This window comes from Shewanella vesiculosa (assembly GCF_009994065.1).
Classification (GTDB): domain Bacteria; phylum Pseudomonadota; class Gammaproteobacteria; order Enterobacterales; family Shewanellaceae; genus Shewanella; species Shewanella vesiculosa.
The window spans coordinates 82825-94768 of the sequence record NZ_JAACSD010000005.1; the positions used below are offsets into that span (position 1 = coordinate 82825).

Below are 11944 nucleotides of genomic sequence, written 5' to 3' on the forward strand. Positions count from 1 at the left end.
CTGTTTAAGTGCCTCTTATTTAAGGGGCATTTTTTATGGACTTTTGTTTCGATTAGCCCATTGAGTCTTGTTTTTTTGGCTTATTTAATTCACTATTTGAATTAACATAGATAAGGGTAATCGTTTATATGAAAAATCTTCCTAGCCTTAAAAACCTTTATTATTTAGTTCATTTACATCAAGAACAAAATTTTAATCGCGCTGCCAAGATATGCTTTGTGAGCCAATCAACATTATCAAGTGGGATTCAAAATCTTGAAGAGCAACTGGGTTACCAGTTAATTGAACGCGATCATAAATCCTTTATGTTTACTGCTATTGGCGAAGAAGTGGTTGAGCGAGCTCGCAATATTTTAACCGATGTCGATGACTTAGTTGAGTTAGTTAAAAATCAAGGCGAACCCATGACTGGAGAGATCCGCTTAGGGTGTATTCCGACCATAGCGCCATTCTTACTCAGTCGAGTGGTTAAATTATGCCAGCAAGATTATCCCAAACTCAGCTTGTTATTAAAAGAAGATACCACTGAGCGTTTGTTGGATGCGTTAGCCAAAGGAGAGTTAGATCTATTGATATTGGCGTTACCCGTGGACACGAGTGGTTTTCATAGTATGAAAGTCGGTATTGATCCGTTTAAAATGGTAATGCATAAAGAGGTATCGCAACAATTAGTGCAACCTATCGACTACCAAAAAATGCCTGATGAAAGTATTTTTTTACTCCAAGCTGAACATTGTATTACCGGACACGCAATAACAGCATGCCAATTGGGTGATAGTGCCAAGATTAATCCCTTTGCTGCCACGAGTCTGCATACTTTAGTACAGATGGTAAACAGTAAACTTGGTACTACATTTTTACCCCAAATGGCTATTGATACAGGGATTTTAACGGATACCGATCTGGTTGCTATCGATCCACCTGGCGAAGCCCCTTACCGTGATATCGGTTTAGTTTGGCGTCAAACTACCAGTCGTATTTCAACGTTCAGAACCTTAGGTTTGGCCATTCAGAAAAAGCTGTTAGCACAAGTGTTACCGAATAAGATCGGTTAGATACTCATTTGGAGAATGTTGAAGCCTCAATAAATGGCAAGTCGTAATACTTGCCATTTTTGTTATTAACTGACTTCAACTAGTAGAGGGAACTATTTTATTGGAGCAACACCGTACACTTCAGTTGGATGCTTTTTACCCTTTAGCATAATAGGCCCTAAGTCAGTCAGTTGATACTGGCTATTTTGCTGTTCAAGTCGATGCACCACATCCCCTGAGAGCAACATTCTTTGACCGAGTGGGTTACATTGATCTTGTAGTCGAGCCAGAGTGTTTAATACATCACTAAAGAAACTAATTTCTTGCTTATGAACACCAACAACTGCGGCGACAACTTGGCCACAGTGGGCTGCTGCTTTGAATTTGGGCACAAAACCATATTGCTGTTCAAAGTATTTTCTCTGCCACTGAAGTTGCTGACAAAACTCAAAATAGATATTCATGCAACGGTCATGTTTAATGCCTTGTTCTAACGGCCAGTGGATCAATACTGCATCACCCATATAGCGATAAATTTCCGCTTCATTATCGGTCACCGTATCTGCAAGCATACTAAAGCTGTCTTGAATCAAGCGGCTAAAGCGATAGTCACCTAACGTTTCTGCATGAGCGGTTGATGACACCATATCGATAAACAAGAACAATTGTTGCTCATAACGTGGCTTGTGATATTTACCCATGCCAATATTCAGTAATACTTTTGGGCCTACCAACAGCGACATTTGTTCAATAAAAGCTAAGCTGACCCGCACCACAACAAGGTAAACCACTAATGCCTGGAATGATGGGCTGTAAATAATTTGCACCGTAAGCATTTGCCGCAATGTCACCATGTGATTCTCTATGGCCCACATGTTTAAAAATTGTGTCACATACGCTAAGGTCGTCGCCCCGAGTAATAGAAACAAGCCTTTAAATACGACTGAAAATAAATAAGGTAAACGACTGATGGCGCTAAAGTCAGCAATCAGGTTCGACATCCAATGCAAACAGCCAAATACAATGCCCATCATCACAGCAAGTGTGGCTAAATCGGCACTTCCAACTGCCCACTCAGGTAGTTGCGATGATTGTGAGTAACGAAAAAAAACGAAAGAAGCCATTGCTACACACCAGGCAAAAATAGCGAACAATAATTTTTGTGTTTGACGGCGTGCTTTCACGGAGAATGTGGTTGCCTAAATGACTTAGTATATAAGAGGGGTAGTCTATAGAAATTTTGCTTACTTGTGATATTTTATTTCTGATTTAGATCAATAGAAGTGAAGAAACTGCTGCAGTAGTACAAGTTTTTTCGATATTAATAATCATAGTCAGGGTTGTGATTGTGGCAGATTATGAGAATGCATTAGCTAAGATCTGTTGCGTAAAGTTAATTTTAAGGTAAAACCCTCGAGGATTGGATAATTGTATACTGCCATCTTCGGCGATGCTTTCTGTGAGTGCTTTGCTATTAGCCGCTTTTGGTCGTAATTGCAGTACCTCTCCATGACGGGCGCTAATTTTATCCACCTTGCCTAAGGCAATAAGCTCCATTATCTCTTCCCAATCTTGTTGTAACTGTCTGGCTTGATCTCTGTTTGGTTGCCACAGTATGGGTGTGCCTATGCGTCTTTGTCCAACAGGAATACTCCGTTCACCTTCAACAGGAACCCATAACACTCTCTGCAATTTATGATAAACCAGACTATTCTCCCAAGTCATGCCTTGAATATTCGTCAGTGGGGCCACAGTAACATAAGTCGTTTCTAGTGGTTTGCCGTTATGATCAATCGGGATCGTTTTCAGCTCAACGCCTAAATGCAGAAAGTCTTGTTCAGGTTTTGAGCCCGCAAGCGCACCTAATTCAGATTCAATAAGTTGACCTACCCAGCCTTTATCTCTTCGCAAATCCACCGGTACTTCTATTTGATTATCTCTGGCAATATCCGCTAAACAAATGCCTGCCATATTGTGGGCTCTTTGCATTAATTCATTGAGGTTTAAGGGCGATGATTTAGCCATTTGATGATAATTTACCTTTGAGAACGTGGGGGGCGCTGGCGATTAATACTGACACGCTATGCTATCAAGTAATATTGATTGATAACAAGTTTAGTTAGTTGTACCTGGGTTGGTTGAAAAATAACCGCATTTTGTTTGGGTAAAGTTATTCGCTTAAAATCTTCTGTAGGATGCTGTTTTAAAATGAATTTTTTAACTATGACTGTTTTTATAATATACTTGTCCCAAGTTACACTCGTTTTTCCCCTACATTTCACACATACTTATCCACAGATTTAATGGATAAGTACAAGTTTATGGCTCTTTAACTGATTAAAAACCCCAAGTCAACGTAATAAAATGGCTTTTTTACGGGTTTAATTTAAAATAAGCCTTGTTATTTGTGTATAACTTAAGTTGCTAAATGAGTGATTAGCTATCTCAATTAGGCTTGTGTGTTTTTTGTACCATTGCGGCGATCTAGCATTTTTTGAATTTATTTAAAATTTTAAGTTACTGTTTATATAGAATTATAATATAATTCTCAGCAGTTTTATTCAAAAGGATATTAGTTGGTTTTTAGCCTGTTATTAAGGTTTACCAAAGTTTCGAACAGAGATATCCACAGATTTTGTGGATAATCCACAAAGTGGTTTTGTATAATTGTTGATAATTTTGATTTATTCACATTGTTATTCAATTATCCACAGTAAATAGAGGTTTGCCGATAGGCATGCTTTGTGAAACAATCAAACGATATAAAATTTGTTATTTTCGGAGTCCATGTGATTGATAGCGACGGCTTTCGCGCAAATGTGGGCATCATTATCTGTAATAAATTTGGACAAGTTATGTGGGCCAGACGTTTTGGCCAACATTCATGGCAGTTTCCACAAGGTGGGTTGGATGATGGCGAGTCTGCAGAAGAAGCCATGTATCGAGAACTTTACGAAGAAGTGGGGCTAAGACCTGAACATGTTCAAATTTTAACGTCCACGCGCTCTTGGTTACGTTACCGTTTACCTAAGCGTTTGGTACGCCAAGAAAGCAAACCTGTTTGCATTGGCCAAAAACAGAAATGGTTTTTACTACAATTGAAAGGTCACGATAATACCATTAACTTGAATTCTTCAGGTCATCCAGAGTTTGATGATTGGCGTTGGGTCAGTTATTGGTATCCTGTTCGTCAGGTAGTGTCTTTTAAACGCGACGTATATAGAAAGGTAATGAAAGAGTTCGCATCGACGACATTAGCGCTACAAACGCGCGAATTTAGTAAAAAACGAAGCAAACAACGGAGTTAACTGATTTCAAAGAGGATTGGAACAGTGTTAAATATGCTCAGGGATATTACTCAAGCTGTTGCGAGAGCCAACAGCCTTGAAAGTGCATTAACCATATTAGTGTCACAAACTCGATTAGCGATGGCTACCCATTGCTGTTCTATCTATATCCTTGAACAACAACATCTTGTGTTATCGGCCACCGAAGGGCTAGAAAAATCTGCTGTTGGCCGCGTCAGTATGCCACTATCTGAAGGGTTAGTTGGCTTAGTTGCCGAACGTGAAGAAGCTATTAACCTTGCTGATGCCCGTATTCACCCTCGCTTTAAATTATTCCCAGAAGCTGCAGAAGAAGAATATCGGGCATTTTTAGCTGTACCGATCATTTTTCAAAAACAGGTTGTCGGCGTTATTGTGGTGCAACAGCCCGAAGCGCGTCAGTTCAGTGAAAACGAAGAAGCATTTTTAATGACCTTGGCAGCGCAACTTGCTGTCGTTGTGCGAAGCTTAAAGCACAAGGCGGCCATTACCAATGTGCAGCAACAAGTTGTTTTCAGTGGTGAAACAGCGTCAAGCGGTATTGCGATTGCTCATGGTCTAGTGTTGGGTGGTTTGATTTCACTGGAACAGGCCGAGATCCGATGTACTGATGTTGATGTTGAAATTCTGCGCTTAAAGTTAGCCGTACAGCGTTGTAAAGACATGCTGACGTCAATATCGCAACGTTTTGAACGCGAAAAATCTGCTGATGTTGCCTCTATATTTACTGCATTTCAATTACTGCTCGATGATTCGAGTCTCGGTGGCGAGTATGCCCGTGAAGTCGCATTAGGCTGGCAAGCTGAGTCTGCTGTCAGTCGGGTGTCTATTCGCTATATTGAGCAGTTCTTGGCGATGGAAGATCCTTACCTCAAAGAGCGCGCCAGTGATATTCGAGAGCTCGGGCAGAAGTTGCTTCGACAACTGATAGAGCCTGGCCGACTGGAATTAGAACCGGATAAACCGGTTATATTAGTCGCAAAAGAAGTGGATGCCACTTTACTGGCAGAGTTTCCGCGGCAAAAGTTAGCTGGGATTGTCACCGAGCGTGGTGGGGTAAATGCTCATGCCGCTATTTTAGCGCGTGCGCTAGGTGTACCAGCCATTGTTGGCGTTGATGAAGTCTTATCCATCGATATTGATCAAAAGCTATTAGTATTAAATGCTAATCGTGGTCAGCTATTGGTATCGCCTTCACCCGCTGTGATAGAAGAGTACCAATTACTGATTGATGCTGATGTTGAAAAACAAAAGCAATTTTCTGCCGAGTTGGGTTTACCCTCTATTACCACCGATGGTGAGCGGATCCATTTGTATCTCAATGCAGGGTTACTCAGTGGTATCGCATCTGAAATAGCAGAATGTGCCGATGGTATTGGGTTGTATCGAACTGAAATCCTATTTATGTTGCATCAACGCTTTCCGAGTGAAAGTGAGCAAATCAATGTCTATCGCCAAGTATTAGATGCTGCAGGTGATAGACCTGTGGTGATGCGTACATTGGATGTGGGTGGTGACAAACCACTACCGTATTTTCCGATTAAAGAAGATAACCCATTTTTAGGCTGGCGCGGCATTCGGTTATCACTGGATCATCCTGAATTATTTTTAGTGCAATTACGGGCGATGCTACAAGCGGCAAGTCACGGTAATCAATTGCAAATATTACTGCCAATGGTCAGTAATTTAGATGAAATAGATCAAACCTTAAAATATTTGGATCAAGCATTTATTGAATTAAGCCAAGAGTTAAATACTATTTTGGTTAGGCCAAAAGTTGGTGTAATGCTTGAAGTACCAGCATTATTATACCAGTTACAAGATGTGGCGAAGCGAGTTGATTTTGTTTCTGTCGGTAGTAATGATTTAACGCAATATTTGCTGGCTGTCGATCGTAATAACCCGAGTGTGAGTTCGCTATTTGACAGTTATCACCCAGGTATTCTTAGAGCCCTTAAACGCGCGGTCGATGAGTGTAAACTGTATAATTTAGATGTGAGTGTGTGTGGTGAACTTGCTGGAGAACCCTACGGCGCATTGCTTTTAGTTGCTATGGGGTATAACAAACTCAGTATGAACCAAGGCAGCTTAGCGAGGATTAATTTTTTACTTAGACGTGTCTCAAAACAACAGTTATCTGAATTGCTGGAGTCTATTTTACAGCAATCAAATGGTAATCAAGTCCGAGGCTTACTCGCTCATTTTTTACAACAGCATGATTTAGCAGACTTAATTAATATGGATTAGTCGTTTGATTTAATCGGCTTGATAACTCGCTGTTGTGGTTTTTGATAATATTGCCAAGTGTCGCTCTTAAGGATGTCATCGTGGATAGTTTACTGCAGGTCTTTTTAATATGTCTTTTGCTGGGATCCGTTGTGGGTTTTTTAGCCGGCCTTCTAGGTATTGGAGGGGGATTAATTATTGTGCCTGCTCTGTTGTATATCTTACCCTCAGTGGGCATTAGCTCGGTTCAACTCACTCACGTCGCTATCGCTACATCACTGGCGTCGATTATTTTAACGTCTATGTCTTCAGCTGCTGCCCATCATAAACGCGGTAATATTCCTTGGGCGTTATTTAAACCTATTTTACCCGGCATTGTGATTGGTTCTTTAGCGTCAGCATTTGTGTCTGAGCAAATTGCATCGGATGATTTACAGCAGGCCTTCGCCATTTTTGTCGTGTTAATGGCTGTACAAATGGCGTTTCCGTTTAAAGTGAAAACGGGAAGTAGTCTGCCTAATTTTGCCGTGCTATTTATCATCTCAATTTTGATAGCGCTAACCGCTGGGCTAATGGGAATTGGTGGTGGAGTACTGCTAGTTCCATTTTTGAGTTATTGCGGTTTACAAATGCGCCAAGCTGTTGGGTTTTCATCGGCCACCGGAATGCTTATTGCTGTATCCGGTACCATTGGTTATATCATCGCGGGATTTGATGTACCGAATTTACCCGAGGGCTCGGTGGGATACATCTATCTACCCGCATTAATCGGGATTATTATTAGCTCAATGTTGTGCGCGCCTATCGGTGTAAAAGCGGCAAGCTCTTGGCCCACGCCAGTGTTGAAAAAAATCTTTGCTTGCTTGCTTGTTGTTGTAGGATTGAAACTACTAACGAGTTAAGCCTAAACAATAACAAAAATGGCGTTGTTCAAGTATTTGAACAACGCCATTTTTGTTATGAGCGAAAGCAGATTATACGGCGAAAGGATATTTAATCGCGTCGTGATGCTGATAATCTTCTACACTAAAATCATCCAAGGTCACCCAAGTTTCAATGTCTTTTAAGGTTTTAATCTGTGGATTAATGATTAATTTAGGTGAGGCAAAAGGCTCACGTTTTAGCTGAATATCGCGCATGGGTTCAAGCTGATCTTCGTATATATGAGCGTTGACAATTTTATGGTACGCCTTACCAGGTTTGTGGCCCGTTATTTGTGCCATTAATGCCAGCAATACGTAAACCTGTACCATATTGAAGTTCAATCCTAATGGAACATCACAACTTCTTTGGGTGCTATTGAGATATAAGGTATCACCAAGTAATGAAAAGTGATGCTCGTACATACATGGACGTAAGCAACCTAAGTCAAATGCGCCTGGATGATAGAAGGTTAAAATCTCACCGCGATTATCGATACCGTTAGTTAAGTCATCAACAATTTGTTGCAGTAAATCGACTTGGCCACCACCCGCTTTTGGAAAAGCACGCCCCAAGGCTCCATAAATCAGCCCCATATCGTCGTGACCTTTACGGTTTGGGTTATCTAACCAAGCTTGGTTTTCATTGGCATTGGCATCCCATGTTTTGGTGCCTAATGATCTAAAATCAGCAGCATTTTGATAACCGCGTAAATAGCCAAGGATTTCTGCAATGGCCGATTTCCAGAAACTTTTACGTGTAGTCACTAATGGAAATTGATTATTTGCAACGTCATAAACAAGATCGGCATTAATGACGGTGAGGCATTTTTTGTTAGTGCGAGCATTATTGACCCATTCGCCTTCATCGACAATACGCTGGCACAAATCTAGATATTGTTTCATCTGTTTAATCCTTTTTCCTTTTCGAGATTATACCCAAACCAAGGTTAATTAACACGTTCTAATCTGTAGAAAAAGACCCAATCTACGCTATGCTTCACAGTGTCAGCATAACTCGAATAAAGTATAAAGCAGACTTGTTACCGCTTGATACCTCGGAAATACCGAGTTAATATCAAGAAACAAGCGATTATTATAGTTTCAATGATTCAGATAGACTTATCTTATTGTTTTTTTTGGAGTGTTATATGGAACGTGCAATTAAAAACTTTTTAAGCCAAGAGTCTGCCGGTGGGATTTTACTGATGATCGCCGTGGCTTTGGCGATGATTCTTGCCAATTCACCATTAGCTGGGATATATCAAGATTTCTTAGCCACTGAAGTCCAGTTTAGGGTAGGTGATCTTGATATCGATAAGCCACTTTTACTGTGGATTAATGATGGTTTGATGGCATTGTTCTTTTTATTAATCGGCTTAGAAGTGAAGCGTGAATTACTGGAAGGAGCATTGTCTAGTGTCGCAAAAGCATCCTTACCCAGCTTTGCTGCTATTGGTGGCATGGTTTTTCCTGCGTTATTTTACTTAGCATTTAACTACTCTAACCCTGAAACTCAGGTTGGCTGGGCCATCCCTGCGGCAACTGACATTGCCTTTGCGCTAGGCATTATGGCACTGCTGGGTAGTCGGGTTCCGGTGGCCTTAAAGGTATTTTTGCTGGCGTTAGCGATTATTGATGATCTTGGCGTGATTGTGATTATTGCGCTGTTCTACAGTACCGATTTATCAATGCTTAGTTTAGTGATTGCGGCGATATCAATCGTGCTAATGGTCGCGTTGAATAGAAAAGGGGTCAGTTCGATTCTACCTTATGGATTACTGGGCTTTATTTTGTGGGTTGCGGTATTGAAATCTGGCGTGCATGCGACTTTGGCCGGTGTGATTATCGCATTTTGTATCCCTTTACGTGCTAAAGATGGCTCTTCACCGTCTGAGCATTTAGAGCACAAGTTACACCCATGGAGCACCTTTATGATTTTGCCGGTGTTTGCTTTTGCTAATGCTGGTTTATCATTAACCAATATGTCATTGGATACATTTGCTGAACCTATCACCCTAGGTATCATCATGGGTCTGTTGTTAGGTAAGCCTATTGGAGTGCTGCTATTTAGTTATTTAGCAGTAAAACTTAAATTAGCTGAGTTACCACTAGGCATTGGCTGGAGGCATATCATCCCTGTTGCGGTTATGTGTGGTATTGGATTTACCATGTCGGTGTTTATTGCTTCACTGGCATTTGAGAATTCACCCGCTGCGTTTGGTGATTATGCAAGGCTCGGTATTTTAACTGGATCGTTATTTGCGGCTGTGATTGGTTATTTTTGGTTAGCCAAGGTACTGCCTAAAAATGGAGGGAAATCATGAAATTCAATACATTAACCTTGGGAATACTCGTGAGCAGTCTAGCTATTCCTGTATCGGCGGAATCATTTAATGTTTGTCTTGAATCATCTGACTCACCCACTTGCCAAAGTTATTTGGAAGGCGTTGTGGATGGAGCATTAATGTTTCAAGATGAACTGGCTAAGAAACGAATTGATCCCAATGATTATGAATCAAGAGCATTGAAATACCGAGCGGGGAAACGTTATCAAACAGCGAATGTGAATTATTGCTCTAGCCACATAATCGTAAAATCTGAAGTTGTCTCAGCACTTACTGAGCAGGTGTCGTTAAACAATGTCAGTAACAGTGATGAGCTGGAATCAGTGATCACGAGTTTAATGGATTGTCGCCGCAGTCAGTAATTTGGTCAATAGATTAACGCAGCCCTTGGGCTGCGTTTTTTATGCTTGATTTTTGGCTAATCATTCAGATGAATTAATCTAGTGGTTCAGGAACTGTTGATTTTTGATGATGAATGTAGCAACCGTTTGTTATGGCGGATTAGCTTTTTAGATCCTGTGTTTTTAAGATTTAGACTGCAGGGTTAAATCACCTGAATTTGAGATGGCAAACCACGCTAAAATAGCCCTTTGCCTTGCTCATTGCGTTGAATTAACGAGTAATAAATTTGCTATTGGAAGCATCAATTCGCTTGTAGGAAAACGAGTGACAAGTTTGATGGTAGCTAAGACTATGATTTTTATTATTGTATTGTCATATCTTATCCTTAGTTTAAGTTAAATAAACCACTAACGCGTTTTCTCTAACCCACGTTAACCACCTAAGATATACAGCCCAGCTACTATCAATTAATCAACAGCGCAGTTAAGTGTTTATTTGCTATAGTAGCTGTAGTGATTTTTGTAGGGTTAGTAATTGATATGCAGCATTTAAATTATAATCATTTATATTATTTTTGGATGGTACAAAAGAAAGGCTCTGTAACCAAAGCCGCTCAAGTATTATGTCTTGCACCTCAAACCATTACCGGGCAGATCCGTTCATTGGAGGAAAGGTTAAAGGGCGCTGTGTTTAAACGTGTAGGGCGCAATTTAGAGGCTACTGAGTTAGGAGAACTGGTCTTTCGTTATGCTGATAAGATGTTTAGTCTTAGCTATGAAATGCTTGATATCTTAAATTATCAAAAAGATGACTCCTTGTTGTTCGAGGTCGGAGTGGCGGATGCATTATCTAAAGCCCTCGTGAGCCGTGTGTTATTAACCGTTATTCCTGCCGATGGGTCTGTACATTTAGCCTGTTATGAGTCAACTCACGATAGCCTTATTGAACGTTTACGTGAGCATAAGCTGGATATCATTGTATCGGATTGTGCCGGAGGCTCGTTGAAGTATCCTGAGATTTTGTCGAAAAAGTTAGGCGAGTGTGGTGTGAGCTTTTTTTCTGCGGAGTCTATCTCTACGCCTTTTCCTGCTTGTCTTGAGCAGAGTAAATTATTAATCCCAGGTAAACGAACCTCATTAGGACAACAGTTACACGGTTGGTTTGCAGAAAAAAATCTTAATGTCAGTATTTTGGGAGAATTTGACGATGCCGAAATGATGAAAGCATTTGGTTACTTTAATCGCGGTATTTTTGTCGCACCGTCTATTTATCGTCATGATATACTGTCACAAGGTATGGTATTGCTTGGTGAAACAACTGACATCAAAGAAGAATACCATGTGATGTTCGCTGAGCGAATGATCCAACATCCCGCGGTAAAATCATTATTAGCAACGGATTTTGGAGAATTATTTGCTGGACGAGATAAACAAGTACAAGATTTTGAGAACCGTATAAGCTAACTTGTGATACAGACATCAGGAGATTTGTGTTGGAATTAATGAATATAGCTCGTGTCCGCTGGGCATGTCGTCGCGGAATGTTAGAATTAGATATCTTGTTTCAACCTTTTGTCGAAACTCAATATGAAGCAATGACCGATGATGATAAAAATACCTTTATTCGTCTATTAGAGTGTGAAGACCCAGAGTTATTTGCTTGGTTTATGGGGCATGAACAATGCCAAGATCCATTGTTAGCCGATATGATAATAAAAGTCCGTGGAAGACCAGCACCTTAATTCAATA

At 40.5% G+C, this 11944-nt stretch carries 11 protein-coding genes; 8 read left to right on the forward strand and 3 right to left on the reverse strand.

Translation table 11 applies throughout. The annotated features are described in order from the left end of the window. Nucleotides 1–128 precede the first annotated feature (128 nt). Entirely contained in the window at nt 129–1055 is a 927-nt protein-coding gene (gene oxyR / locus GW828_RS05070) for a hydrogen peroxide-inducible genes transcriptional activator OxyR (RefSeq protein WP_124017092.1), read from the forward strand. 92 nt (nt 1056–1147) lie between these two features. Here oxyR and GW828_RS05075 read toward each other — a convergent pair whose 3' ends face one another. Together GW828_RS05075 and mutH are read right to left on the reverse strand one after the other, a co-directional pair. After that, nucleotides 1148–2158, reverse strand: coding sequence for an adenylate/guanylate cyclase domain-containing protein (locus tag GW828_RS05075; RefSeq protein ID WP_220487645.1), 1011 nt, complete (start codon nt 2156–2158; stop codon nt 1148–1150). A gap of 232 nt (nt 2159–2390) precedes the next feature. Beyond that, on the reverse strand, nt 2391–3059 hold the full coding sequence (mutH, locus tag GW828_RS05080; RefSeq protein ID WP_182698323.1) for a DNA mismatch repair endonuclease MutH: 669 nt from the start codon (nt 3057–3059) through the stop codon (nt 2391–2393). A 764-nt stretch (nt 3060–3823) separates the two neighbouring features. Between mutH and rppH the strand changes: the two genes are divergently transcribed. The 3 genes from rppH to GW828_RS05095 all read left to right on the forward strand — a co-directional run bounded on the left by rppH (nt 3824) and on the right by GW828_RS05095 (nt 7488). Continuing rightward, on the forward strand, nt 3824–4342 hold the full coding sequence (rppH, locus tag GW828_RS05085) for an RNA pyrophosphohydrolase (RefSeq protein WP_124017220.1): 519 nt from the start codon (nt 3824–3826) through the stop codon (nt 4340–4342). Between the two features lie 24 nt (nt 4343–4366). Beyond that, nucleotides 4367–6607: a phosphoenolpyruvate--protein phosphotransferase gene (gene ptsP, locus GW828_RS05090; RefSeq protein WP_182741369.1), complete on the forward strand. Its 2241-nt coding sequence runs from the start codon at nt 4367–4369 to the stop codon at nt 6605–6607. A gap of 80 nt (nt 6608–6687) precedes the next feature. Beyond that, complete coding sequence (locus GW828_RS05095; protein ID WP_124017096.1) at nt 6688–7488, forward strand: sulfite exporter TauE/SafE family protein; 801 nt, start codon at nt 6688–6690, stop codon at nt 7486–7488. 72 nt (nt 7489–7560) lie between these two features. Here the strand turns inward: GW828_RS05095 and GW828_RS05100 are convergent, their stop codons facing one another. Then, entirely contained in the window at nt 7561–8412 is an 852-nt protein-coding gene (locus GW828_RS05100) for a thymidylate synthase (protein WP_124017097.1), read from the reverse strand. Nucleotides 8413–8657: 245 nt separating this feature from the next. Here GW828_RS05100 and nhaA point away from each other — a divergent pair, with 245 nt between their 5' ends. From nhaA to GW828_RS05120, 4 genes are all read left to right on the forward strand, one after another. Further along, nucleotides 8658–9833, forward strand: a complete 1176-nt coding sequence (gene nhaA, locus GW828_RS05105; protein WP_273057688.1) for a Na+/H+ antiporter NhaA — start codon at nt 8658–8660, stop codon at nt 9831–9833. Beyond that, on the forward strand, nt 9830–10216 hold the full coding sequence (locus tag GW828_RS05110) for a hypothetical protein (RefSeq protein ID WP_124017099.1): 387 nt from the start codon (nt 9830–9832) through the stop codon (nt 10214–10216). The genes nhaA and GW828_RS05110 overlap by 4 nt, the downstream gene beginning before the upstream one ends. Nucleotides 10217–10735: 519 nt before the next feature. After that, nucleotides 10736–11659, forward strand: a complete 924-nt coding sequence (gene nhaR, locus GW828_RS05115; protein WP_182698327.1) for a transcriptional activator NhaR — start codon at nt 10736–10738, stop codon at nt 11657–11659. A 29-nt stretch (nt 11660–11688) separates the two neighbouring features. Continuing rightward, the gene (locus tag GW828_RS05120; protein ID WP_124017101.1) at nt 11689–11937 is read left to right on the forward strand and encodes an FAD assembly factor SdhE; all 249 of its coding nucleotides are present in this window, start codon (nt 11689–11691) and stop codon (nt 11935–11937) included. Nucleotides 11938–11944 lie beyond the last annotated feature (7 nt).

What these genes read in the sequence shown, in the direction of transcription:
- GW828_RS05100 (WP_124017097.1), bottom strand. Translation starts at nt 8,412, where the DNA reads ATGAAACAATATCTAGATTTGTGCCAGCGTATTGTCGATGAAGGCGAA.
- nhaR (WP_182698327.1), top strand. Translation starts at nt 10,736, where the DNA reads ATGCAGCATTTAAATTATAATCATTTATATTATTTTTGGATGGTACAA.
- oxyR (WP_124017092.1), top strand. Translation starts at nt 129, where the DNA reads ATGAAAAATCTTCCTAGCCTTAAAAACCTTTATTATTTAGTTCATTTA.
- GW828_RS05110 (WP_124017099.1), top strand. Translation starts at nt 9,830, where the DNA reads ATGAAATTCAATACATTAACCTTGGGAATACTCGTGAGCAGTCTAGCT.
- nhaA (WP_273057688.1), top strand. Translation starts at nt 8,658, where the DNA reads ATGGAACGTGCAATTAAAAACTTTTTAAGCCAAGAGTCTGCCGGTGGG.
- mutH (WP_182698323.1), bottom strand. Translation starts at nt 3,059, where the DNA reads ATGGCTAAATCATCGCCCTTAAACCTCAATGAATTAATGCAAAGAGCC.
- GW828_RS05075 (WP_220487645.1), bottom strand. Translation starts at nt 2,158, where the DNA reads ATGGCTTCTTTCGTTTTTTTTCGTTACTCACAATCATCGCAACTACCT.